The sequence below is a fragment of the Rhodococcus sp. NJ-530 genome, from assembly GCF_003860625.1.
Lineage (GTDB): Bacteria > Actinomycetota > Actinomycetes > Mycobacteriales > Mycobacteriaceae > Rhodococcus_F > Rhodococcus_F qingshengii.
This window is the reverse complement of sequence record NZ_CP034152.1, coordinates 1,893,717-1,918,384: the sequence shown is the minus strand read 5'-3', so window position 1 is coordinate 1,918,384 and position 24,668 is coordinate 1,893,717. Positions and strand designations below refer to the sequence as shown.

19 protein-coding genes are annotated in these 24,668 nt (G+C 60.8%); 4 read left to right on the top strand and 15 right to left on the bottom strand.

Going from position 1 to position 24,668, the window contains the following annotated elements:
• Nucleotides 1–469: 469 nt before the first annotated feature.
• A complete protein-coding gene (locus EHW12_RS09045; RefSeq protein WP_230091115.1) occupies nucleotides 470–1,303 on the top strand; it encodes a glycosyltransferase family A protein in 834 nt (277 codons plus the stop codon).
• A gap of 17 nt (nucleotides 1,304–1,320) precedes the next feature.
• On the opposite strand, the gene EHW12_RS09040 is transcribed toward EHW12_RS09045, so the two are convergent.
• Nucleotides 1,321–1,623 carry a hypothetical protein gene (locus EHW12_RS09040; protein WP_125050515.1) on the bottom strand — a complete coding sequence of 101 codons (303 nt, stop codon included), beginning with the start codon at nucleotides 1,621–1,623 and terminating at the stop codon, nucleotides 1,321–1,323.
• A gap of 361 nt (nucleotides 1,624–1,984) precedes the next feature.
• On the opposite strand from EHW12_RS09040, the gene EHW12_RS09035 reads away from it, so the two are divergent.
• The gene (locus EHW12_RS09035; protein ID WP_054186886.1) at nucleotides 1,985–2,872 is read left to right on the top strand and encodes a glycosyltransferase family 2 protein; all 888 of its coding nucleotides are present in this window, start codon (nucleotides 1,985–1,987) and stop codon (nucleotides 2,870–2,872) included.
• A gap of 197 nt (nucleotides 2,873–3,069) precedes the next feature.
• Here the strand turns inward: EHW12_RS09035 and EHW12_RS09030 are convergent, their stop codons facing one another.
• The 4 genes from EHW12_RS09030 to EHW12_RS09020 all read right to left on the bottom strand — a co-directional run bounded on the left by EHW12_RS09030 (nucleotide 3,070) and on the right by EHW12_RS09020 (nucleotide 8,305).
• Nucleotides 3,070–4,434 carry a PQQ-binding-like beta-propeller repeat protein gene (locus EHW12_RS09030; protein WP_125050514.1) on the bottom strand — a complete coding sequence of 455 codons (1,365 nt, stop codon included), beginning with the start codon at nucleotides 4,432–4,434 and terminating at the stop codon, nucleotides 3,070–3,072.
• Nucleotides 4,431–4,823, bottom strand: coding sequence for a hypothetical protein (locus tag EHW12_RS35160; RefSeq protein WP_241199128.1), 393 nt, complete (start codon nucleotides 4,821–4,823; stop codon nucleotides 4,431–4,433). The genes EHW12_RS09030 and EHW12_RS35160 overlap by 4 nt, the downstream gene beginning before the upstream one ends.
• 2 nt (nucleotides 4,824–4,825) lie before the next feature.
• Complete coding sequence (locus EHW12_RS09025) at nucleotides 4,826–5,875, bottom strand: hypothetical protein (RefSeq protein WP_241199127.1); 1,050 nt, start codon at nucleotides 5,873–5,875, stop codon at nucleotides 4,826–4,828.
• 183 nt (nucleotides 5,876–6,058) lie between these two features.
• Complete coding sequence (locus tag EHW12_RS09020; RefSeq protein ID WP_125050513.1) at nucleotides 6,059–8,305, bottom strand: MMPL family transporter; 2,247 nt, start codon at nucleotides 8,303–8,305, stop codon at nucleotides 6,059–6,061.
• A 223-nt stretch (nucleotides 8,306–8,528) separates the two neighbouring features.
• Here EHW12_RS09020 and EHW12_RS09015 point away from each other — a divergent pair, with 223 nt between their 5' ends.
• Complete coding sequence (locus EHW12_RS09015) at nucleotides 8,529–9,977, top strand: hypothetical protein (RefSeq protein ID WP_125050512.1); 1,449 nt, start codon at nucleotides 8,529–8,531, stop codon at nucleotides 9,975–9,977.
• 55 nt (nucleotides 9,978–10,032) lie between these two features.
• Here EHW12_RS09015 and EHW12_RS09010 read toward each other — a convergent pair whose 3' ends face one another.
• From EHW12_RS09010 to EHW12_RS08985, 6 genes are all read right to left on the bottom strand, one after another.
• Complete coding sequence (locus EHW12_RS09010) at nucleotides 10,033–11,145, bottom strand: NDMA-dependent alcohol dehydrogenase (protein ID WP_003942086.1); 1,113 nt, start codon at nucleotides 11,143–11,145, stop codon at nucleotides 10,033–10,035.
• A 47-nt stretch (nucleotides 11,146–11,192) separates the two neighbouring features.
• A complete protein-coding gene (locus EHW12_RS09005) occupies nucleotides 11,193–12,692 on the bottom strand; it encodes an aldehyde dehydrogenase family protein (protein WP_019744236.1) in 1,500 nt (499 codons plus the stop codon).
• Nucleotides 12,693–12,800: 108 nt separating this feature from the next.
• A complete protein-coding gene (locus EHW12_RS09000) occupies nucleotides 12,801–14,468 on the bottom strand; it encodes a helix-turn-helix domain-containing protein (protein WP_125050511.1) in 1,668 nt (555 codons plus the stop codon).
• A 4-nt stretch (nucleotides 14,469–14,472) separates the two neighbouring features.
• Nucleotides 14,473–16,110, bottom strand: a complete 1,638-nt coding sequence (locus EHW12_RS08995) for an AMP-binding protein (RefSeq protein WP_039973143.1) — start codon at nucleotides 16,108–16,110, stop codon at nucleotides 14,473–14,475.
• A 207-nt stretch (nucleotides 16,111–16,317) separates the two neighbouring features.
• On the bottom strand, nucleotides 16,318–17,595 hold the full coding sequence (locus tag EHW12_RS08990) for an MFS transporter (protein ID WP_125052559.1): 1,278 nt from the start codon (nucleotides 17,593–17,595) through the stop codon (nucleotides 16,318–16,320).
• A 331-nt stretch (nucleotides 17,596–17,926) separates the two neighbouring features.
• Nucleotides 17,927–18,466: a hypothetical protein gene (locus tag EHW12_RS08985; protein WP_125050510.1), complete on the bottom strand. Its 540-nt coding sequence runs from the start codon at nucleotides 18,464–18,466 to the stop codon at nucleotides 17,927–17,929.
• Between the two features lie 144 nt (nucleotides 18,467–18,610).
• On the opposite strand from EHW12_RS08985, the gene EHW12_RS08980 reads away from it, so the two are divergent.
• Nucleotides 18,611–19,519 (top strand): glycosyltransferase, encoded by a 909-nt coding sequence (locus EHW12_RS08980; protein ID WP_082900974.1) that lies wholly within the window; start codon nucleotides 18,611–18,613, stop codon nucleotides 19,517–19,519.
• Between the two features lie 15 nt (nucleotides 19,520–19,534).
• Here the strand turns inward: EHW12_RS08980 and EHW12_RS08975 are convergent, their stop codons facing one another.
• The 4 genes from EHW12_RS08975 to eat form a co-directional block, all read right to left on the bottom strand.
• A complete protein-coding gene (locus EHW12_RS08975; RefSeq protein ID WP_125050509.1) occupies nucleotides 19,535–20,833 on the bottom strand; it encodes an HAD-IB family phosphatase in 1,299 nt (432 codons plus the stop codon).
• A gap of 80 nt (nucleotides 20,834–20,913) precedes the next feature.
• A complete protein-coding gene (gene eutC / locus EHW12_RS08970; protein ID WP_058227511.1) occupies nucleotides 20,914–21,687 on the bottom strand; it encodes an ethanolamine ammonia-lyase subunit EutC in 774 nt (257 codons plus the stop codon).
• Complete coding sequence (locus tag EHW12_RS08965; protein WP_019744243.1) at nucleotides 21,684–23,108, bottom strand: ethanolamine ammonia-lyase subunit EutB; 1,425 nt, start codon at nucleotides 23,106–23,108, stop codon at nucleotides 21,684–21,686. The genes eutC and EHW12_RS08965 overlap by 4 nt, the downstream gene beginning before the upstream one ends.
• Nucleotides 23,105–24,577, bottom strand: coding sequence for an ethanolamine permease (gene eat / locus EHW12_RS08960; RefSeq protein ID WP_003941913.1), 1,473 nt, complete (start codon nucleotides 24,575–24,577; stop codon nucleotides 23,105–23,107). The genes EHW12_RS08965 and eat overlap by 4 nt, the downstream gene beginning before the upstream one ends.
• Nucleotides 24,578–24,668: the final 91 nt, after the last annotated feature.

The window sequence follows — 24,668 nt, the reverse complement described above, 5'->3', positions numbered from 1 at the left end:
TTGCAGGGGGTGGCGAGCTTGCCGACTAAGGACTGGTGAATTCACAGATATTCCACGTGCGCTGGGCTAACTCGGCACCAGGGAAAGCATCCTCCACTATCTCAATATTGCTACGCGGTTGCCATTGTTCAGATCCGAAGATCAGCGAACTGCCAGCATTATGTTTGCCGAAAATAGAAGGACTAAAGTCCACTGTTCAGCCGACAAACAGACTCGAGTGAGCAAAGAATCAAACATTGCGGAAACCATTCTTCCGAACACAGAAACGCGCATCTAGCTGCACTTATGTCGACTCCTCGACGGAGTGGGCATTTGCAAAAATGACCGAAATCTCACCACTCCAAATTGCCGAAACGGACACCCATTGCTATCGTAACCTTTGCGAAGGACTGGACTAATTGCCCAGCAAAGGAGCCAAGTGACCGAGTCCATGCAAGAAATTGAACACTTGTCCACTAATCGACTCTCCGTGGTTGTTCCAGTATTCAACGAAGAAAACTCCCTTTCGAACTGCATCGAGCGCTTACTGATCCAGTCCGAAATCGACGAGATTCTGGTCGTCGACAACAACTCGACGGACAGCACCGCATCGATCATTCACAAGTTCGCCGAGAAGCACGACCGAGTGAGATATGTCTTCGAGGCCCGGCAAGGCGTCGTTCATGCGCGGAACGCCGGCTTCGACGCCTCGACCGGCAACATCATCGGTCGGATCGACGCAGACACGCGGGTCCAACCGGGATGGGCCCGTGCGGTCAAAGGTTTCTTCCAGCGCAGCACTGCGCATTCAGCGGTCGCCGGACTCACCTATCTCTTCGAATCGCCGTTTGCCCGAATCCACCGTTTCGCACTGGACCGTCAGGTCAAGCAGGGAAAGTTCGATTGCGAACGTCAAGTACTTGCTGTCGCCGGAGCAAACATGGCGATCAGAAAAAGCGCATGGCTGGCCGTCCGCGAGCGAGTCAGCGACCGGCCGGACATCCACGAAGATATCGACCTTTCACTGTGCCTTCGGAAGGAAGGGATGACGATCGGTCAGATCGCCGACATGCGAGCAGAAACGTCCGGTCGACGCGGTGAAACCCCTCCGTTGGAGTACCTGAAGTACAACCAGGCATCCGAATCGGTTTTGCACCTTCACAACATCATGAATTGGCGCCTCAAACTGACAATCTGGGGCGACTCGATGCTCCACGCGCTCGTGTGGCCCGTTTACCGCCTCTACAACTTCGAGCAGGAGCGCCTGGAGTTCAGGCGCTTGTTTGGCAGATCGCAGGGTCGAATCATGCCGGTTCACCAGTAGCCCATCGATTTCGATAATCACCGCAGATTCGAAGTGATAGTGCAGAATACGGTCTCGTAGCTGATCCACACGATCGTTCGCCGACAACTGGTCGAGGTATACCGATGCCCGGTCACCATCGACGACAATTCGGCCGCGAGGGCGAGGTCGACAACCTCTTCGACGATCACCCGTTGCATTGCGCCATTGATCAGTGGAATCTTGAATACCTTACCGACGGCGGTTGGCAACTCGACGACGAGCTCATGCGCCGAGTACACGGGGGCGAAGACGTTCCATCGCTCGGGGAAGTCGATCCGCACGGGAAGGCCGTTCGGCATAGTTCGATCTGAATCTCGCAGTAAACCTACGCCGAGGCCAAACAGTCGGGCAGTCCGTCTCATCAAGTCATCCACCACGGTATGGAATGCGTGAGATACGGCATAAGTTCTGGCACTCGAACGACGGCCCACACATCGACCGACAGCCGGCGCCGCCACAGCCCTCTTATCGATCAGATATCCCGCTACCTGCAATTTTACAAACAAGAATCTCAACAAAAAGAACAAATCGTACACCAGTAGCCATGCGGCCGTTTCGGCATGGCGTACCTACCCGAGTGCCACGATTTTGAAGGTGAAAAATTGATTGATACCGTTATTTTGTGAAGATTCACCCGAACCGTAAACCTCAGGAACGATTGTGACGTCCCCAAAGCAATCGACTGAGAATCCTCACCGAAATATATTGTCGGTCGTTGTACCTGTGTTTAACGAAGAGGCAGGAATCGCGGACTGCATTGACCGTCTGCTCGCGCAAGGTGACACAATCGATGAAATCTTGATAGTCGACAACAACTCCACCGACCGAACCGCCTCGATAATAGAACGCTACGCAGGGTCACACGAAAAAGTTCGATATATCTTCGAGTCACGCCAAGGTGTTGTGCATGCCCGAAATGCGGGTTTTGACGCGTCTTCTTGTGAACTGGTCGGCCGAATCGACGCCGACACCCGGGTCCAGACCGGATGGGCGGCCGCGATTTGCGAATTCCTCGGCCCCAACTCCACCCACTGCGCCGTTGCGGGCGTCACATACCTCTTCGAATCCCCTTTCTCGCGCGTCCACCGGTTCGTACTTGACCGACAAATTCGACGTGGAAAGTTCAATCATGATCGCCGAGTGCTAGCTGCTACCGGAGCGAACATGGCCGTGAAAAGATCAGCGTGGCTAGAAGTGCGGAAGAATTTGAGCGAGCGCACTGACATTCACGAAGACATGGATCTCTCGATATGTCTCCAGAAGATCGGGTTGACAATCGGACAGTGCGACTCCATGCGCGTCGAAACATCGGGGAGGCGGGGAGAAACACCTCCGCGCGAATACTCGAAGTACAACCGCGCTTCTGAATCGGTCCTTCGACTCCACAACATCATGAATTGGCGCTTCAAGTTCCTGATCCGGCTGGACACAGTTGTCCACGCCTTGGCATGGCCGATTTACCGTGCATACAATTTCGAGCAGGAGCGTTTTGAGTTCAGACGCTTGTTCGGCAAATCGCAAGGACGAATCATGCCGGTCAACCAGTAGCCAATCCAGCTCGCTATTCACTACAGGTGCGAAGTGACAGTGCAGCAGAGACCCCCTCGTTGCTGATGGGCACAAAAGTCCGCCGTGTCCTCCACGGGGTACACCGAAACCCGCTCATCGATGACCGTTCGGGCCGCTGACCGACGAGTACCGAGCGCTTATCCGAGTGTATTAACGGACATGCACCACACCGGATCTCACGCCACCTTCAACGCCGTGATGCGGTCTTCACTGGAACGCAACAGCACCTTCTCCCCCGCCCACAGCTCGCGCGGCATCACCCAAGGCGTGAACTCGTCGTCCCCGTCCTGGTCCACCCGAATCTCCCAACTACGTTGGCCTGTAAGGACATTCGTTCCGTAGACGTTTCCCTCGTCGATAACGACATCGCCGTGCCAGACAACCTCCCCGGCGCGCTCGGCGTTCGATCGCCACAGGACCTCACCGGTGAGCAGGTCCACGAACTGGACCTCGGGCTCGGAACCAGAACGGGTCACGGCAACCACGTTACCGATCACCGCCAACGACTGTGCGGTGTCGAAGACTTCACTGTTGGACCACAACTTCTCACCCGAAGTCCGGTCGAAACCGCTGTGTCCCAGAATGATCGGAGTCGATCCTCCTGCGGGATTATCTCGGCTGTATCGCCCGCCGTAGTACGAGGACTCCGAGGGCAGTTCGTCTGTCCTGGCGAACTCGCGCCCGTTCTGATCGAGCGCGTACTCACTTGTCGGACGGCCATTGCCTTCGCAACCGCCATCCGACACCAATGTCACGCCGTCCGACGATGTGTGCGCGGTCGAACAGGTGGAGTAACCGTGTACCCACCGCTGTTCGCCGGTCTTCAGGTCGAATCCCAGAGACTCGTCGAGAGCGATCACACCCAGATCGCCGTGCACCGACATCACCGGATCGACGTATCCGGCTTCCCACGATCCACCGACGTCGAACGCTTTGGACCAGTTCGCTTCCGGATCGTCGACGGTTCCGCTGTGCACGCGAACGTCGTTGCTCTCGATATCACCCTCGAGCGCGAGGACCGTGTCACCCGAGACAACCGCGATGATCGGTGCCCACGGCGTCTTGATGTCTCGACGCTCTCCTGTCTCGATATCGAAAAGTGAGTACGAACCACCGGATACGTACGGCCCGGAGAAACACAGCACCGAACTGCCGAGCAGAGTCTCGGAGCAACCACCGACGTCGACCGCCGACGTGCGCCAACGGACAGTGCCGTCGTCGGCATCGAGTGCGACCAATTCCGCGTCGTCCAACGAATATGCCTGGCGGTCCGGCATACCGATCATCGTGACCACGAGTGATCCGGCGTCGATGAATCCGCCCATGTCCATGTTGAATTCGGTTCCAACAAGTGGGCTCCGGAAGATCGCGAACTCGCGCCCGAGAATCTCGGAGGCCTCGACGCTCCATAGCGGCGACGAGATCGCTGTCGGTTCGGAACTCGTCGACGTGACCACCGTGGCGATGGCGGCAGTGACGGTGACTACGGCTGCGGCGGCCGCGATCCGAAGTCGCGATTTCGGGGAGAATCTGGTGGTCATCGAATCTCCAGGCCTTCGGTCGTCGCGAGAAACTCCAACTGCGCGAACGTCATCGGATCGTTCGGGATCGCAGCCGACGACGAAACCGAGACTTGGGTCCCATTCGGGCGGGTGACGACCACCGACCTGCTCGTTTCCTGCGTAGATTCTGCTTTCGAGCCGTCATTTGTCATGGGCACGGTCGCGTAGTTCCGTTCGTCTCGCTCGATCACGGATCCATCCGGTCGCGTCACGACCTCCAAGGGGTGCCCGTCGTAGGAAGGGTCGTATTTGTTGGGCTCCGTAGGGAGTGGTTGTCCGCCGGTAATTGTCATGTTGAGGGTCGACTCGCTGTCTCCCGTCCGGGTGAGAAGTCTCTGACATGCAGTGGACTTGTCATTCTCCGCCACCGTCAGAGTGCCCGGTCCGGTATCAAGAATCGGAAAACCCGGAGGTACAGCGCGCCATCTGACTTCGAGTACCGCGTTGAGACGTTCGATCGTCGCGCGATCGAGTTCGGCCACGTCGCCAGAGTCTCGGGGATCCCGTGGCACCCGGGCGAAAGCGGTGCCGTACCCGGCGGAGCAGGCGTCGTGATTCGCAGTTGCGGCAGGCTGACCAAGGACACCAGTTCGTCGATGGTCAGTGGAAGCGCGCCGCTTGCCTGAACCTCGGCGCCGACTCGATCGGCAGTGTCATCGAGATAGGCGTGAACTCGTGTGCCATCGATGCCGTAAAGGAACGCCGAACGAGAGAGAGTGCGTTGTCCGTTGATTTCACTCCACGAGTCCTGCACGTCCACAACTGAACCATCCGCGAGTGAGCGACGTTCGACGAGAGAACCGGCAATGCACGGAGGAACCGGCGCCTTACTGCTGTTGACCGAGACCGACAGTCCACCACTGGCCTCGCCTCGAAGTATTGTCGCCGACGCATCAGTGGACGCCAGATCCTCGATCGTCCATCCCTCGGGCAACTCGTCCGAGGTCGACGGTGCCGAGATCGGACCGAACTGGAGTGATCGGCTCGGACTGGCGAACTTGATCTCGACGCCGTCCGGAATCGCATCGGCGACCGCATCCGACATCGATACAGCTTTGGCGCCGGAAAACCACGGAAAACGTGGGTCGTCGTACGCGTCGTCGCCACCTGTCGATGTGAAGATCGAGATTCCGTGTTCGTCGTCCGGCGCTTCGACGCTTTCACAACCCGGAATCGTGGTCGGGTACACCGCGCTCGGCGTGACGTACGAGAATTCAGGCACGTCTTCCGCCGGAATCTCGTCCGGTGTGGACGTCATGGTGATCGAAGATGACGCAGCTACCGAGATGTCATCGGACGGAGAACTGCTCCACCGATCCACCAGCCCGGCAACCACTGTCCCACCGGCGATCAGGGAGACGACCGTCAGCGCGAAGGTCCACTTCTCGGCCCGCTTCAAATCGGTTTGCTCCTTCGACACGTACCCTCGCAGTCACCGTCACGGCTCGCCCCCGATGCGCGTCGCCTCTGGAATTCCTGTCGCGATCACAGCAATTTCTGTTACCAACCGGATGGTTTCCTATCGCGCGGGCTCCGTATGAACACAGAAGAACGGGGTGCCAGTTGCTGTGCAACCGGCACCCCGTTCTGACTGCCTGAGTGCTTACACCCTCACAGGCACCTGATTCGGGTCTGGATCGGAATCCGGATCCTGCTCGATCGGAATCCGTCGAATCGCTTCACCCTCGATGTCGACGTTCGGCAGGATCTTGTCGAGCCACGCCGGCAACTTCCATGCCGAATCACCGAGAATCGACATGACCGCAGGGATCACGATCATGCGGATGATGAAGGCGTCGAAGAAGACTGCAGCCGCGAGGCCGAAGCCCATCATCTTGCTTGTCGTCTCCGAGGACAGCATGAATGCGCCGAACACGGAGATCATGATGATGGCCGCCGACGCGACCACGCGAGCACCATGGGTGTAGCCGGAGATGATGGCGTCCTTGGTCGACAATCCGTGCACGTATTCCTCGCGCATTCGCGTCACGAGGAACACTTGATAGTCCATCGCCAACCCGAAGACCACACCGATCATGAAGATCGGCAGGAACGAGATGATGGGTTGTGTGTGCTCGATCAGCCCGAAGTCGCCCTCCTGGAAGATGGCCACCGTGGCGCCGAAGGTCGCACAGACGGAAAACAGGAATCCGAGAGTTGCGGTCAGCGGCACCAGGATCGAGCGGAAGACGACCATCATGATGATGAACGCCAGCCCCACAACCACGATGAGATACGGGATGAGCGCGGAACTGAGCTTCGACGACATGTCGGCAACGATCGCGGTTTGCCCCGCTACACCGAGTTCTGCGCCTTCCGATTTCACCGTCGATCCGTAATCCCGGATCTGATTCATCAGCTCGTGGGTTTCTGGGCCGCTCGGTGACATCTGCGGGGTGACCGCGATCAGCGCAGAGTTGGCGCCCGCCATCGGGTTTGCTGCGTCCGGTCCGTTTCCGACCCACATCAACTGATCCGGAGTTGCGACGTTGTCGAGGCCCTTGATGTGCGCGACAGTGCCTTCGGCAATCGCGGTGATGTCGGTGCCGTCAGGCGCGTCGAGCACGACGAACAATTCGCCATTGACGCCTTCACCGAACCCACGTTGCAGCAGGGCAAGTGCCGGCCGCTCTTCGTCCTGAGTGAACGAGAGTCCGAGTTCGAGCTTCGTCATCGGAATAGCCGCGATCACCAGAAGCACCAGCGCAGCACCCGCGATCGGCCACGGGTACTTGGTGACTATCTTGGCCCAGCGATGTCCGTTGGATTCCATCGTCTCGGGCTCGTCACCGTGGCGAAGCCCGGGGATACGAGGCGAGAACGCGAATCTGCCGAAGATACCCAGGACAGCCGGGATCAACGTGATTGCGCCGAGGACGGCGATGATGACGGCAACCGCTGCAGAGATTCCCATCTGGGTGATCATCGGAACCCCGACCACCGCCAGGGCTGCCAGCGCGACCACAACCGTCAGGCCGGCGAAGACGACGGACGAACCGGCAGTACCCACTGCGCGCCCGGCAGCGGCTTCCCTCGTTCCGCCCAAATTGAGCTCACTGCGGTAACGCGAAACGATGAACAACGCGTAGTCGATCGAGACTGCGATGCCGATCATCGTGACGATTCCCGTGACGCCTTCGTTGATGTCGAAGAAGCCCGAACCGAGTGTGACCGTCAAAGTGGCCAGCGCAATTCCCAGAATTGCGGTGAACAGCGGAATAAAGGCCGCAATGAGCGCGCCGAACGCCACGATCATCACGATGAACGCCACCGCGAAGCCGAGCATCTCCGACAGACCACCTGCGGCCTGTACCTGCATCATCGAACCGGTGCCTTCGACTTGCAGGCCACCGGTGCGGAATTTTGCCATCAAGTCGAGGAACGCCGTCTTGTTGGCCTGTGTCTGATCCTCGATGCGAATCGACTGATTGAGCTGGATCAGCCCGACCTTGCCGTTGTCGCCGAGAACGGCCGACGCCACCGCCGGATTTGCCTCCGCGAGGGTCTCCGGATTGACGATCTTCTCGGGATCGACGATATCCGGCAACGTCTTCGCCTGCGCGATCAACTGGTCGATCTGATCGCTGTGTGCGGCAAGTCCGTCGTCTGCCGCGATGAGAATGCTGGTCGACGCCTGAGTTTGTTGCTCTGCTGCCGCTGCAAAGTTCTCGTTCATCAACTCGGTCGCACGTTGGGAATCAGTGCCCGGAAGATTGAATTCTTTGGAGAACGTCGGATTTGTGGCGCTGATTGCGCCCCCCACCACCGCGATCACGATAATCCACGCGGCCACCACAAGATACTTGTGGCGGAAAGCAAACTTCCCCAACCTGTAAAGATACGTAGCCAACGTAGGCCTCTCTCGCCGTGGACTGGTCTGTCCGAAGAACACGGAGTCTTTCGGTGCCAGGGACATACGGTACGGACCGATCGGCCTGTTGGCACCCGGTATATCTGCGAAAACGGCATATCCGACGCGCCTTCGTCCCGTTTTCAGACCGCTCGGTACCGTGGACACGACACGGGCAGGCGCCTCGCCAGAGCAGACGCCACGTAGTACGAAAGGCAATCCCATGAATCACGGCCAGGCCGTCGATCGCGATCTCCTCCTTGCCGGCCAACAGCGACTCGACGCGCTGGGCCCACGATTGACGGGCTCTCCTGCACACCACGAGGTGGTGGAAGAAGTCGCGAACGAACTGACCGAACTGGGCCTCGACGTCCGGCGTGATTCACACACTTTCGAACGCTGGGATCTGCCGGCGACACCTGACGGACTTCGCATCGAATTGCCGACGGGACCGATCAGAGTTTCGTCCGCATTCCCCTACTCCGGATTGACCGGGCCACAGGGAATCTCCGCTCCCCTGGTCTACGTCAGCGCGCGACGCCCCAAGTGGTCGGCGGCCAAGGGCGCGATCGCAGTGATCGAGATCCCGCACATCGATCTCCCCCGCAAGCTACTGGTCAGCGAGTGGGGCCCGATCGCCACCGACGAGACACTTCGAAATCCGGTTCTCTCCGCAACACTTCTGGGCCCGAAGCTCGACAAGGCCCGCAAGGCCGGTGTCCTCGGCGTGATCGCGGTGTGGCGTGACATCGCTCCGGACAACGCACTGGGACAATATCTTCCGTTCACGCAGCCATATCACGACATCCCCGCCGTCTGGGTGGCCGGCGACGAGGGCGCGAAGGTTGTCGCTGCAGCTCGCTCCGGTCAGCTGGCGACTCTGGTACTGGATGCGACTCTGCATCCGGACACCCGGACCGACACGGTGTGGGCGGTGTCCCCCGGAACCTCACCCGAAGAGACGATTCTGCTCATCACTCACAGCGACGGAACCAACGGTGTCGAGGAGAACGGCCATCTGGGAATGTTGGCCTTGGCGCGGCACGCCGTGGCGCAGCCGCATCGACGGTCGTACGTTTTTGTCCTGACGACTGGCCACCTTCGTATTCCAGCGGTGTCCAAGCACGGACAGGCAACGTCCACCTGGCTCGAAGCGCACCCCGAGATGTGGAAGGGCGAAGCCGGTCAGGCGCGCGCCGTAGCGGGGATCGCCATCGAGCACCTCGGCGCACTGGGTGATACCGAGGACAACTCGACCGGCGGCTATGCCTTGGAGACCACTCCGGAACCGGAACTGCTCTACGCGACGAGTCGGGAAGTGCACGACATCGTTGCACCGCTGTGGCGCGACATTGGAGCGGGCGATCGCCGAATCGTGGCGCCAGGACCGGTCATTCATTTCGGTGAGGGCGAACCACTGTTCGAGCGGAAGATCCCGGCGGTCGCCTTGGTGACGGCGCCGCAGTACCTGCTCGCTCTGCGCGAAGCCGACGCCGTCACGCACGTCGACCTGGACGCGATGATCAAGCAGATCGAAAGCTTTCGGGATCTGCTCGACGCCTTCGACGCAACCGACACCGCGGCTTTCGGTCCGGTGGTCTCGCGCTCGGTGTTCGCGAAGTTCTCGGCGCTACTTCAGTTGATGCAGATTTTGTCGAAAGCCAAGAAATAGTGCTGTGCGCCTTTATTAACCGCGGGCGGTTAATAAAGGCGCACAGCACTTGGGGTTACTTGTCGTGAATGATCACGCCACGGATGTTCTTGCCGTCACGTAGATCCTGGTAGCCCTTGTTGACGTCTTCGAGGCTGTAGGTGTTGGTGATCAGTTCGTCGAGCTTGAGCTGACCGGCATCGTAGAGACGCAGCAGTCGCACGATGTCGTACTGCGGATTCATGGACCCGAACAACGTGCCCTTGATCGTCTTCTGATTCAGCGTCAGGTCGGTACCCGACACGTGAACGGTCAGCTTGGCGGGGTCGGCGAGTCCCGTGATCACCACGGTGCCACCCTTGCCGATCACTGCCGTCGCTGCACTGACCACGTCCTCGTCGACGGTGCCGACAAGGATGAGCGCAGCGTCGGCACCCTGTCCCCACGTCAGCTCGTTGACCTTGGCAGCAGCGCTCTCGGCGTCTGCAAAGGCATGGGTTGCACCGAACTTCAGTGCGGTCTCACGCTTGAGAGCAACCGGATCGACCACAACGACGTACTTGCAGCCGGCCGAAACGGCGCCCTGGACGGCGTTGATGCCGAGACCACCGATGCCGTAGATCACAGCGGTGTCACCGGCGCGAAGGTTACCGGCATTTACTGCCGTTCCCCAACCCGAAGGCACGCCGCAGCCGACGACCACCGCTGTCTCCAAGGGAAGCCAGTCGTCGATCTTGACTACCGAGTGCTGAGAAATGGTGGCGCGCTCGGAGAACGTTCCCAACATGCACATTCCGCCGAAATCCATTCCGTTGCCGTGGAAACGGAAGGAACCGTCGGGCATCGAGCCTTCGAGGATGGTGGCACCCATGTCGCAGAGGTTCTGGCGACCGGTCGAGCAGTAGCGACAGGTGCCGCAGTTGGGGATGAAGCTACACACGACATGGTCGCCCGGCTTGACCTTCGTGACGCCTGGGCCGACCTCTTCGATGATGCCCGAGCCTTCGTGTCCGCCGACGATCGGGTAACGCGGCGGGAGATCACCGTCGGTCAGGTGCAGATCCGAATGGCACAGTCCGGCAGCGGTGTACTTGATCAGTACCTCACCCACACCCGGGCCGTCGAGGTCGAGTTCCATGATCTCGAAAGGCTTTCCGGGCTCGAGCAGTACAGCAGCTTTGGTCTTCACTGGTGATCTCCTTGATTGTCGGACGAGAGAATGAGCGATGGGGTCGGTCAGAGAGCGATGTTGACGGCCTTGGTCTGGGTGTAGAGATCGATAGCCGAAGCGCCGAGCTCGCGGCCCCAGCCGGACTGCTTGTATCCACCGAAGGGCATTGCAGTGTCGAAGCCGTTGTACTGGTTGATCCACACCGAACCGGCCTTCAAGCGCTTCGCCGTGCGGTGAGCCTTGGAAATGTCCCGGGTCCAGATGCCGGCGGCCAAGCCGTAGATGGAATCGTTTGCGGCAGTGATCGGTCCGTCGTCCGCATTGAACGGCAGCGCCGCCACGACGGGTCCGAAGATCTCCTCCTGAACGATGGAGAATTCGGGCTTGACGTCAACGAAGACGGTCGGCTCGACGAAGTAGCCCTGATCGCCCCAGCGGTTGCCGCCCGTCAGTGCACGTGCGCCGTCGGCGATTCCCTCACGCAGGTAGCCGGTCACCTTGTCGAACTGCTCCTGCGAGACCAGCGGTCCGAGCTGGGTGGTGGGATCGAGGCCGGGTCCGATCTTGACCTGGCTCGCTGCGTGCGCGACGGCCTCGGTGAACTTCTCGAAGATGGTGTCCTCGACGTACAGACGAGTACCCGCAACGCAGCACTGTCCGTGGTTGAACAGCCACGCGTTGAGCGAACCCTCCACCGCGGAATCGAAATCGGCGTCGGCGAACACGATATTGGGGCTCTTGCCACCGAGCTCGAGCGTAACCTTCTTCAGATTGCCCTTGGCGGCGTCGACGATCTTCTTACCCACCTCGGTGGAACCGGTGAACGCAACCTTGTCCACGTCGTCGTGGCCGGACAGAGCAGCACCTGCATCGCCGAAGCCGGGAACGATGTTGACGACGCCGGGCGGGAAGCCTGCTTCTTCGAAGACCTCCGCGAGAAGCAGTGCGGTGAGCGGGGTCTGCTCAGCGGGCTTGAGGATCACCGTGTTGCCGGCGGCGAGCGCGGGGGCGAGCTTCCACGACGACATCAGCAGCGGGAAGTTCCACGGCACGATCAGTCCACAGACGCCGATCGCCTCACGCAGGGTGTAGGCGTGGAACTCGCCGCCCGGAGAGAAGGGCATCGACACGTTGACGGTGCTGCCTTCGATCTTGGTGGCCCAACCCGCGTAGTAGCGGAAAACGTCTGCGGCCCAAGCCACGTCGACGGCGGTGGCGATGGCAACGGACTTGCCGTTGTCGAGAGCTTCGAGCTGACCGAATTCCTCGGCACGAGCACTGAGAATGTCGCCGACGCGCCAGATCATCCGCTCGCGCTCGTTTGCCTTCATACGTGACCAGGGGCCGTCCTCGAAAGCCGTTCGAGCGGCACGTACCGCGCGGTCGATGTCTTCGGCCTGACCGTGTGCCACGTCTGCGAGCTTCTGTCCGTCAGCCGGGTTGTACGTCGCGAAGGTCTGACCCGAAGCGGCGTCGACGAATTCGCCGCCGATGTAGAGCTTCTTCGGTCCGTTCAGGAAACCCTGTACCGCGGAACTGATGGTGTGTTCGGCTACTGCCGTCATCGGAAACTCCCCTGAAGTAGTGAGGTGCGAATGTGATGCACGCCATACTTCCGCGCTTCCAGGGGTGCTAACTGTCCGAACTTTGTACAACTGAAGTCGGACAGCAAACTACACAGTAATGTCGAGCGCCCGCATCCGTGTATAGAGAGTGCTTCGGCTGATTCCGAGTTGCGCCGACGCGTGAACCTTGTTGCCGCCGCAGTCTTTCAACGCTCCGATGATCGCCTGGCGCTCGGCTTTCTCCCGCCCTGCCAACCGCGACACCTTGGTCGTGGTGCGATAGTCCTCGGGCAGATCAGCGACGTCGATGCGATTGCTCGAGCGTACATCCGAGGCGCGATTCAACACGACGCGCAATTCGGCCAGGTTGCCCGGCCAGTTGGCCGCCGCGAGTGCTTCGGCAGCGCTGGCGGTCAACCTCAGTTCTGGCGAGATCCCCTCCAACATGACTTGTGCCAACTCGGCGATCTCAGCCTGTCGCTCGCGCAGTGGGGTGATGACAACCCGGGAGGCGCATCGTGAGAGCAGCGCGGCGATGGTCGGCGGAAGATCAACTGCCGCTCCGCTGGTCAGTACGATTTTCGGCCCCTCGGCGCTGGCGTCGATCAGGTCTGCGACCAGCGGCAACACCGAGTCAGGAAGGAGTTGTACCTGTTCGATCACGACCACGCCCGAACGCTTACGGGCTGCTCGCACGAGATCGGTGACCCACTGCTCACGGCCGTCGAACGCGATTCGCGTGGCATCGAGCCAACTCGCATCGACACTGCCGACTACGTCCGATGCAGCCGAGGTTCGGCCGGATCCCGCTTCACCAGAGATCGCCACGGCGGCAGAGGTTGCCCGCGCCCGCATCAGGTCGCGCCGCAGTCGTTCGCCCGGAGACGGTGCCCGCTCGTGCGTTCTGCGGATCGGTGCCCGTTCCCGTTGGAGTGGTTCGACCAGGAAGAGCGCACCACCGTCAGCCCCGGAAATCCGGTCGGCTTGAACTCGCGCCAGAGCGCCGGACGCCAATTCGACTGTCACCAATCGTGATTGGTCCGGATTCAGGTCGGCAATCAAGGAACGGAGCGATACATGGTCTGCGGTGTCGAGCAAATCCAAAGCGGTTCGGTTGCTCAGCAGGATGTCGTCGCCGATGGCCGCGACGGCAATGTGGCGCTGATGTGAAACTCGCTGGAATGCGTCGACCAGCCGCTGCTCCGATGCTTTCGAGCCTTCGAGCAGCCGTTTCTCGATGTCCGCTGCAGCACGCGCAAGGAAGGGCGCGAACAGTGGGTTGGCCTGCGAGACAACGCCGGTCATGTCGAGAATGCCTTCGACACGACGTGTGACGGGATGCAGGATCGGCTGTCCGTAGCAGCTCAAACCCTTGAGGCTGTCGAGGAAATGCTCGTCACCGTGGATCACCACGCTTCGTCCGACCTCGAGGGGCGTACCGAGCGCGTTGGTGCCGGCGTGCTCTTCGCCGAAGCGTGAACCGTTGACGACGCCCAACCGCTCGATCGTTCGCTCGACGCGACTGTCGGAGTACACCGAAGCGACGACGCGGCATTCTCGATCGGCAAGCAGCACGCAGAAACCGGTGCCCGCGATCTGTTGCGAAACTTCGTCGAGCACGGGTGCGGCTGCCCGGAGCAGACGAGACTCACCGTCCTGCTCCTCGGTGTCCACGGCGATGGCCGACGACGGGTCGAGGCCACTGAGTCGAGAACGCTTCCAGGAGAGCGCGATCTCGGGGCGTACCGGCTCACGCTCCCCTGGGTTCGCGGACATACTCTCAGGCCTGACCGATCAATTCGATCGCCTGTTCTCGCATCGCGATCTTGCGGACCTTGCCCGTGACTGTCATCGGGAACTCGTCGACGACATGGACGTACCGCGGAATCTTGTAGTGCGCGAGCTTGCCGGTGCAGAACGCGCGGACCGAATCGGCGTCGAGATCGTCTGCACCTTCGCGCATCTGGACCCACACCATCAATTCCTCGCCGTACTTTGCGTCGGGTACACCGATGACCTGCGCATCGAGAATGTCGGGGTGGGTGTAGAGGAACTCCTCGATCTCACGCGGATAGACGTTCTCGCCACCGCGGATGACCATGTCCTTGATGCGTCCCGTGATGGCGACGTATCCGGCCTCGTCCATGACTCCGATGTCTCCGGTGTGCATCCACCGGGCAGCGTCGATCGCCTCGGCGGTCTTCTCCGGGTTCTCCCAGTATCCGAGCATGACCGAGTAACCACGCGTGCACAGTTCACCCGGCTCGCCACGGGGCACCGTCAATCCGGTTGCCGGATCGACGATCTTGATCTCGAGATGCGGCCCTACCCGTCCGACCGTTTCGGTGCGCTGCTCGATCGAATCGTCCGAGCGGGTCTGCAACGACACCGGCGAGGTCTCCGTCATGCCGTAGCAGATGGACACCTCCGACATGCCCATGCGATCGATGACCTGCTTCATCACCTCGACCGGGCAGGGCGAGCCCGCCATGATGCCGGTGCGAAGGGACGACAGATCGAAGCTGTCGAAGTCCGGCAACGCCAACTCCGCGATGAACATCGTCGGAACGCCGTAGAGGGACGTGCACTTTTCGGCCTGAACGGCTTCGAGCGAAGCACGCGGATCGAAAGCCGGACCCGGAATGACCATGGCAGCACCGTGACTGGTGCACGCAAGGTTGCCCATTACCATACCGAAACAGTGGTAGAACGGCACCGGGATGCACACCCGATCGACCTCGCTGTAGTGGCACAACTCGCCGACGAAATAGCCGTTGTTGAGGATGTTGTGGTGACTGAGCGTCGCGCCCTTCGGGAAACCGGTAGTACCCGAGGTGTATTGGATGTTGATCGCGTCGTCGGCCGACAACGCGGCCTGGGCTGCGGCGAGCGGAGCCGGATCGCTTGCCTGCGCCGCCAAGCCGTCTGCAAGCACCGCGTCCCACTCGGGTGAACCGAGCAGGAGCACCGACGTCAGATCCGGGCACTGCGGCCGCACCGTCTCGATCATCGACGCGTAGTCCGAGGTCTTGAAGCTGGCCGCAGACACCAGCGTCGAGATCCCGGCCTGCTCGAGTACGTACTGCAACTCGTGCGAGCGGTACGCCGGATTGATGTTGACCAGGATCGCGCCGACCTTTGCCGTCGCGTATTGCGTGAACGTCCATTCCGGACAGTTGGGAGCCCAGATTCCTACCCGATCGCCCTTCCCCACACCACGGGAAAGTAGTCCGGCAGCGAGCCCGTTCACCTGCTCGGCGAACTCCCGGTACGTCCATCGTCGACCGCTGGCATGGTCGATCAACGCATCGCGGTCGCCGTGTGCGGCAACCGTGCGATCGAGGTTGTCTCCGATGGTGTCGCCCAGCATCGGACCGTCCCATACTCCGGACGTATAGCTGGGCAGCGGCGTACTCATGTGTTCTGTCCTCTCCGGTTACCTGTTCAGGCACCTATGAGAGGGGCCGCCGCAGCGGACCCTCTCATCTACGAATTTACTCGATTCGGTGTGATGCACGACATACTTCCCGGTGCGGGGTGGCCGTAACTGTTCAGAGTCCGGACACCCCACCCGCCTGCTGTGCGCCTTTATTAACCGCCGGCGGTTAATAAAGGCGCACAGTGGTTACAGCGCGTGGTCCTTGGTCTCGACGAGTGCCCAGGTGCAGACCAGACTCAACACACCCAGGATCGCCAGCATGACTCCGATGGCCATACTCCCGTAGGCCGAGGCCAGCGGTGCGGCGATCAGCGGCGGCACTGCCCCACCGAGCACTCCGGCGAGGTTGTAGCCGAGGCCGGCACCGGTGTAGCGGTAGCGGGTCTGGAACATTTCCGGAAGCAGCGCACCGCAGGGGCCGTAGGCGATTCCGAAGATCATGAGCGTGCCGAACATTCCGATGATGAACGCGATCGGCGATCCCGTGTCGAGGAGCGGGAACAGCACCAGCGCCCAGACGACGGCCAGACCACACGAGATCATGATGACCTTGCGGCGCCCGATGCGGTCCGAGTACAGAGCGGAAACGACGATCGCCGCACCGAAGACAACCGCGGAAGCGATACCGACCGACAGGACGAACGGACGGGAGAAGCCGAGGGTCTTTGTTCCGTAGCTCGTCAGGAAAGCCGTGCCCATGTAGAAAAACGCGAACAGGCAAGCCAGGGCGCCTGCCGAGAGCAGGATCTCCTTGGTCTGGAACCGCCAAGCATCCAGGAACGGGAGGGTGCGTGGTGCTTCGTTCTTCTGCTCAGCGACGCGCTCTGCCTGCTCCGCCTTGAAGACGGGAGTCTCCTCGATAGCGAGTCGCATGTAGAGGCCGATGCCGACCAACACGATGGAGAACAGGAACGGGATACGCCAGCCGTAGTCGAGGAAAGCCTGGTTGGTGTCGCCGAGAACTGCGCCGGTGATGAGGAAGGTACTGCTCGAGAGAACGAAGGCGATTGCAGGGCCGAGCTGCGGGAACATCGCATACAGACCACGTTTGCCCGGCGGAGCGTATTCCGCGGTGAGCAAGGTTGCGCCTGCCCACTCACCACCGACCGCGAAACCTTGGCCGAATCGCAAGAGCACCAAGATGATCGGGGCCGCGACACCGATGGTTGCAGCACCCGGCAGCAAGCCGATCAGGAGCGTCGAGATACCCATGAGCAGGAGCGTCGAGATCAGCGTCTTCTTGCGACCGATGCGATCACCGAAGTGTCCGAACAACATTGCGCCGACGGGCCGGGCGATGAATGCGACTGCGAAAGTCGCAAACGATGCGACAGTTCCCGCAGTGGCACCGAGCGCGGGGAAGAACACCGTCGGAAAGACAAGTGCCGCAGCGGTTCCGTAGATGAAGAAGTCGTAGAACTCGATAGTCGTGCCGATGCAACTCGCGATTGCGACGCGCCGCACACTGGTGGTGTTCTGCGGGGGCTGCGTCGCACCTGCGGCACTCGCACCCCCGGCGCCGGCGGCACTGGTGCCGCCTGTGGGAGAGACTGTGGTCACTCGATTCCTCCGTGGTCCCGTGGTGTCGCCCTGTGGGCATCACCGTCGATAGGAGGAAAGGTAGTGATGTGGCTCACCCCCGCACTACCCCCGAAAGGGGGTAGGAGTGATCTCGGTCACCACTTGTATGCAATGGTAACGAGTTTCACGACCCTCGACATGCCGCAGGCCGTCCGATTCGCTCTCACGAATCGGACGGCCCTCGAGAAACGGCGTCACGGTGCAACGCTACGGATCAAGCCTTACCGGCAGCCCCGAACAGTTCCTGACGGATCTCGCCCCACACCGTGGCGTAGGAGTCGATGATCGGTTCGGAAATCCACTTGGACTCCCCCGCTTGCACTTTCGCGAGAGCATCCGAGAAGAGATCCTGGTAACGAGACAACCGCGGAACGAATGCCGACAGATCGTCGAACAGGTTTGCAGCCCGGCGATCCAACTCTGCAAGGGAATCCGCATCTGCGTCGTCGATGAGCGCGGCGAACTCCTCGTCCAAGGGAAGGAACGCCTCGTACACCTCACCGATGGAGTCCTCGTCGATCGAGACGCGCTCGGCGTCCAACTGATCTTCGAGTTCTGCCAAACCTTTCTCGGTCAGGCTGATGGCGTTTTCCGCTTCGACCGCTTTGCCCTGCGCGACAAGTGCGTCGCACGCAGCTTGACCGGAAGCCGAGCTGACGCCCAGGTGCTCGGCCAGGACGACCGCTCCGACCCGCTCCTTGAGACGTACTGCCTGGAGCAGTGCCAACTCGTCCACATTGCCAGCGAAGGCCATCGATTTCTCCTACTCACGTGCCGCCTCTGCGGCTCCAGCATCACAGCGGACACCCGTGGGTTTCCGCAGCCCGACAAAGGGCTCGACAGAATCAGATCACACACGCTTAGCCGTGTGTCGAGTAACTTACGATGGGCTCCCCGAATGACAATTCGGACGATCCGGTATGTTTGCAGTGTGATAGCTCCAATGGTGTCTGTAATAATCCCCTGCCTGAACGTCATGAAATACATCGACGTCCAGTTGGTTGCCTTGAGCGAGCAGAACTTCGGCGGAGTTTTCGAGGTCATCGTGAGTGACAATGGATCGACAGACGGTCTCGAACAGCACATTGCAAATCACCCGCTCACGGCTGAGCTCAACCTTCGATATATAGATTCTTCTCAGAGAGCTGGCATCAGCTTTGCCAGGAACAATGGGTCGGCATATGCGCGTGGGCAATTTCTTGCATTTTGCGACGGAGACGACCGTGTTCACAGTTCCTGGCTGACCCAACTGCTTCTTTCGGCCGAATTCGCCGACCTGATCGCCGGCGGCGTGGAATCAGAATCGATCAATTCGTCGGAAGTGCATTCATGGCGGCCACTTGCCTCGACCGACGGGTTGGTTCTCGGCCGCTTTCTCCCTTCTGCGATGGGGTGCAACATTGGAATCTGGAAGCGCGCCTTCGATTCTATTGGCGGCTTTGACGAATCGATGACAGCGGGCGAGGATGTCGAATTTTCGTGGCGAGCCCAGATCTCAGGGCTGTCCTTCGCCCACGCACCTAAGGCAACCGTCGCCTACCGGCTTAGATCAACCCTTAGAGGAACATGGCACCAGACCGTGTCGTACGGCATGGCTGAAGTCGAGCTATTTCTTGCATTTCGGGACTACGGGGTCCAACGACCGACGATGAAATCTTCGCTCACGACGCTTGCCGGCCTAATCTTGCTGAATCCGTTGATTCCACAAAGGCTCAGCGGAATGCCGCGGGGTCGATGGATCGCCTTTGCCGGTCTACAGGTGGGCAAGCTCAAATGCGCCGCCAGGAATCGCACCTTCTACTTCTGAGCGCCCGATATCGTTTCAGGCGACGGAATCGACCTGATCGGGGATCACGCTGCCGTCCGCACGAGTCACGGCGCCTTTCTCCCCGGCCGCGTCGGTGTAAGCATCGGTCGAGCAGCGATAGGGAGCATCCGCCTGTGCTTTCGGTTCGATGAACATGGGGTTGACCAGCCATTTCCCGTCACTGTTGTCGTAGGCATTGCACATCAGTTCGGGATTGTTGCGGTTGATCACCAGGCGCGCGCCGGTCGCATCTCCGAGGAACGTCACGTCGGTGACAGAATCACCGGCAGCAAATACCTGACGTCGATCGGCGGCCAACTGCTCGAACGCCGTAGGCCCTTGAACCCCGTAGACAACCTCGTTGACCTGGCACCGTTTGCCGTCGATGTACGGAATGACCGAGTCGTCGCCGTCCGCAACGCCACCACACCCACGCAGGCGCCCGGTGAGAACCCCGCCCTCGACGATGGGCCGAACTCCCATCACGTGATCGGCGTCCAATCCCAGCTGTTCCGCCCAGACTCGAACGACCGGTTCGGCCGACGCGGAGATGATCCGCACGTCGAATCCATGAGCGCCGAGGGATTTCACCAAATCTTCGATTTGCGCGTAGTACCGCACCGAGCCGTCGACTTCCGTCGTACCGACGGTCTGATCGGATCCTTCTGCAGCAGCGAGATTCTCGGCACGCGCTGCGCGGGCGTACTCGGTGACCTCGTCCTCGGTGTGCCCTGCCATCAACTGCACGGCCCACGCGTATGCGGCTTTTGTCCGGCGGTGATCGTAACCGTCGAATGCGGCCTGCCCGTCGCGAGTCTTCTCTTCGAGTACCGCAACGATCTCGTCCGCGCAGTCCAAGTCGGTGCTGGTTGCCAACGGTTGCCCCGGCGCGGTCTCGGAGCCGCACGCGGCGGAAAGTGCGGCAGCGCCGGCTGGCGTCATGAAGCGGCTGGTGGTTGCCCAGTCCCCTCCGGCAGGCTGTAACACCTTGTTGTTCTTGATCATCCAGAATGCGGTGGCGCTTCCGATGTCGTTCTTGACAACTGTGTTGTCCCAGTCGAAGAGCGCCAACGGAGCTCCGTCATCGACATCACCTGCAGCTCCACACGTTCCGAACTCCGTCATCATGGCATCCAACGTCACACGGTTGTCGCCGTACCACGCAAGACTGGGATCCAACGCCGCGCAGGATGAACCACTCTGCGCCACATCTTCTTTCGGGGCGCTCTCGGCCGAACTACATGCAGTTGCACTCAACAGGACACTACCTACTGCCAACGCGCACAGGGCGCGGGAATGCAGCGAACGGAACATCGATTCCCTCGTTTTCGTCGTGATTCGGGTACGACGGCATACCCGGGTCGATCGACCCGGGTATGCCGTGCAGTTGTCAATTAATCGAGCGTCAGCACTTCTCCCGACGCAACGGCGTCGGCGCGAGAGGTGTCCTTGAGGTCGACGCCGGAGCGGCCCAACTGGCGCGCTCCCGTCACCAATCCCAGGACGACACGAGCAGCCTGCTCGTATCCGAGTCCCTCGGGTGGGTGGACATTGGAAATGCAGTTTCGATCCGCGTCGGTACGACCGACGCGCGGAAGATGAGTCAGATAGATCCCGACGCTGTCCGCAACGGAGAGCCCTGGACGTTCGCCGATCAGGACGATCGCCGTCTGCACTCCCATCGCGGCGGCGATGTGATCACCCAGTGCCACACGGGCATTCGTGGCGATCACCGGCGGCGCAATCGAGTACCGCTCCCCCAACACCGTGACCAACGCGGACAATAGTTGCTCGCCGTGGTCCATCAGTGCTCGCGGGGAGAGTCCGTCGGCGAGGATGAACCCGATTTCCTTGTCGGAGCTCTTGATCGCGCTCAGGTCAGCCGGCTGGCGCCCCAGGTCGGGTCTCCGGAGATACTCACTGCGGGTGGAGACGCTGCTCGCCACCACCACCGGCGCCCCGATGCCCACCCCTTCGACCCGACTGGCAAGCGTCTCGGAGTCGAGTGGCTCGTGGACCGCGTCGCGGGCTGCGGCGTGAGCTGCCTTGAATTCGAGAACCCGCTTGGTGGGCAACGAATCTCCGGCACGCCCCAGCCCGATACGCGATTGTGTGGTCTTGCGCAGTGGACCCCAGAAATCGAGGATCGGTGCCTGATCTTCGGTCATGAGTTCACCGTCAAAGCCCGCAACGGCGACATTTCGGCATCGATCGGAAGAACCCGACCGTTTGCGTCGGTCATCCCCAAGTTGTGGAGCCAGGTCTCGAACTCCGGGGCGGGCTGCAAACCGAGAACCTTACGCACATACAGCGCGTCGTGGAACGCCAGACTTTGATAGCCGAGCATCACGTCGTCGGCGCCGGGCACCGCGATCACGAACGCCGCGCCGGCGACGCCCAGCAAGGTGAGCAGGTTGTCCATGTCGTCTTGATCGGCTTCGGCGTGGTTGGTGTAGCAAACGTCCACTCCCATCGGCAGCCCGAGGAGTTTTCCGCAGAAGTGATCCTCCAAGCCCGCGCGAATGATCTGCTTGCCGTCGTAGAGATACTCGGGACCGATGAAGCCGACCACGGTGTTGACCAGCAGCGGTTCGAGATCACGTGCCACTGCGTATGCCCTGGTCTCGAGTGTCTGCTGATCGACCGGGGCTCCGCCGGTGCCGTAGTGGGCACCTGAGCTGAGGGCGGACCCCTGCCCCGTCTCCAGGTACATGACGTTGTTGCCGACCGTTCCGCGGTTCAAGGAGCGCCCGGCCTCGTTGCCCTCACGCAGGAGCGGAATGTTCACTCCGAAACCGGAATTGGCGCCTTCGGTACCGGCAATCGATTGGAAGACAAGATCGACCGGCACCCCCGATTCGATCAGTCCGATCGTGGTGGTCACGTGCGAGAGCACGCACGACTGAGTCGGGATCTCGAATCGCTGACGGATGTCGTCGAGCAGGTGGAGCAGATCCGAGGTGGCCTGGGGTGAGTCCGTCGCGGGGTTGATACCGATGACGGCGTCGCCACATCCCATCAGGAGACCGTCCAATGTGGCCGCCGCGATGCCGCGTGGATCGTCTGTCGGGTGGTTTGGCTGGAGTCGGGTGCTCAGCCGGCCGGGCAGTCCGATGGTCGTACGGAACCCCGCGGTCACGGTGATGGCCTTCGCGACGGCGATCAGGTCCTGATTGCGCATGATCTTACTGACCGCCGCAACCATCTCGGGGGTGAGCCCGGGACTTACGGCGGACAACCGTGCGGAAGCTTCCGGCGCCGACGCGGTCTCGAGCAACCAGTCTCGTAGTCCGCCGACAGTCAGGTGCGCCACCGGCGCAAAGGCCAGGCGATCGTGGCTGTCGATGATGAGCCTGGTTACCTCGTCGTCCTCGTACGGAACCAACAGATCTTCGAGGAACACCGTCAACGGAAGATCAGCCAGAACCCATTGAGCAGCAGCACGTTCGGCGTCGGAGCTTGCCGCGCAACCGGCTAGTTCGTCACCCGACCGCAGTGGTGTCGCTTTTGCCATCAGATCGACGAGACCGTCGAACGAGTAGTTGGTTCCGGATACCTGCTGGTGATACTTGGCCATCCCGCGACTCATCCCAATTCTTCTTCCGCCTGTGCAAGTACAGCAAACTCCTCGTCCGGCGAGTTGGCAACAAGGTGGTGACGACTGTAGAGACCGAAGTACGCCATCAGAACTCCGAAGGCAACCAACGTCAGCAATGCCGCAACGGGATCGACCAGGAAGGTGGCCACCACCGACACTGCCGCGATCACGAGCGCAAACGAGGTGGTGGCGATACCGCCGGGCGTGCGGTACGGGCGCGGCATGTTCGGCTCACGCTTACGAAGAACGATGTGACTCACCATCATCAGGACGTAGCTTACTGCCGCGCCGAACACCGCCATGTTGAGCAACATTGCACCTTCACCGGTGAGTGAGAGCGCGAAGCCGATGATTCCGGGTACGACGAGCGCGAGAGTGGGGGCCTTGCGCTTGTTGGTCACCGACAGGTTCTTCGGCAGGTAGCCGGCGCGGGAGAGCGCAAACGTCTGGCGCGAGTAGGCGTACATGATCGAGAAGAAGCTCGCGACCAGACCGGCAAGTCCGATGTAGTTGACGGCCTTTGCCGCTCCGCTGTCCCCCAGAGCCTCGACGAGCGGATTTCCGGAGGTGGACAGGGCGTCTGCGCCGAGCGCACCGGTGGCGAGGAAGAGAACCGTTGCGCCTGTGACGATCAGGATCAACATGCTGATGATGATGCCGCGGGGGACGTTCTTCTCCGGCTCACGTGCTTCCTCGGCGGCCAGCGGTACACCTTCGACCGCAAGGAAGAACCAGATCGCGAAGGGCACGGCGGCCCAGATTCCGAGCAGACCGAATGGCAGGAACGACGACGATCCGACTGCGCTGGTGTCGACGGCGATATCGGTGAGGTTGGACGAATCGAAAAGGCCGACAGCCGAAACCGCGAACACGACCAGGCCGACGAGTGCAATGGCGGTGATGATGAACATCGCCTTGAGTGCCTCACCGGCGCCGGTGAGGTGAATGCCGATGAAGATCGCGTACACCGCGAGGTACACCCACCAGCCGTCGGTGATCCCGAACAGGTTCAGGGACTCGACGTACGCACCGATGAAGGTCGCGATCGCTGCGGGTGCTATCGAGTACTCGATGAGAATTGCTGTGCCGGTGGCAAATCCGCCCCAGGGCCCCATGGCCCGTCTGGCAAACGTGTATCCACCACCAGCGGCAGGAAGTGCCGACGACATCTCGGCCATACCGAGCACCATCGCCAGGTACATACCCGCGATGACAACCGCCGCGATGAGAAGGCCACCGAAACCACCTTCGGCCAGACCGTTGTTCCAGCCGGCGTAGTCACCGGAAATCACATAGCTGACACCCAACCCCGCAAGCAGCACCCACCCTGCTGTTCCCTTTCGGAGTGTTCGTTTCTCCAGATACGAATTGTCTTCCGCATGGAAGTCTGCGCCGTCGTGGTGTGCACCCGCGGCACCGGCGTTTTTGCCGGTTGCGTGGTCGGAAAGAGACATGTCCATCCTCTGAATCGGTCAAGAATGAGACGACGCACGGTGGATGCGTCGCGTGAAATGAACGGTATGTGGGCGATGTACGGAGAAGGTCGCCTGG

Coding starts and splice junctions, on each gene's coding strand:
- EHW12_RS08975 (WP_125050509.1), bottom strand. CDS start 20,833: ATGTTCCGTTCGCTGCATTCCCGCGCCCTGTGCGCGTTGGCAGTAGGT.
- eutC (WP_058227511.1), bottom strand. CDS start 21,687: ATGACCGAAGATCAGGCACCGATCCTCGATTTCTGGGGTCCACTGCGC.
- EHW12_RS09015 (WP_125050512.1), top strand. CDS start 8,529: ATGAATCACGGCCAGGCCGTCGATCGCGATCTCCTCCTTGCCGGCCAA.
- EHW12_RS09040 (WP_125050515.1), bottom strand. CDS start 1,623: ATGCCGAACGGCCTTCCCGTGCGGATCGACTTCCCCGAGCGATGGAAC.
- EHW12_RS08985 (WP_125050510.1), bottom strand. CDS start 18,466: ATGGCCTTCGCTGGCAATGTGGACGAGTTGGCACTGCTCCAGGCAGTA.
- EHW12_RS08995 (WP_039973143.1), bottom strand. CDS start 16,110: ATGAGTACGCCGCTGCCCAGCTATACGTCCGGAGTATGGGACGGTCCG.
- EHW12_RS09005 (WP_019744236.1), bottom strand. CDS start 12,692: ATGACGGCAGTAGCCGAACACACCATCAGTTCCGCGGTACAGGGTTTC.
- EHW12_RS09030 (WP_125050514.1), bottom strand. CDS start 4,434: ATGACCACCAGATTCTCCCCGAAATCGCGACTTCGGATCGCGGCCGCC.
- eat (WP_003941913.1), bottom strand. CDS start 24,577: ATGGACATGTCTCTTTCCGACCACGCAACCGGCAAAAACGCCGGTGCC.
- EHW12_RS08965 (WP_019744243.1), bottom strand. CDS start 23,108: ATGAGTCGCGGGATGGCCAAGTATCACCAGCAGGTATCCGGAACCAAC.
- EHW12_RS09000 (WP_125050511.1), bottom strand. CDS start 14,468: ATGTCCGCGAACCCAGGGGAGCGTGAGCCGGTACGCCCCGAGATCGCG.
- EHW12_RS08980 (WP_082900974.1), top strand. CDS start 18,611: ATGACAATTCGGACGATCCGGTATGTTTGCAGTGTGATAGCTCCAATG.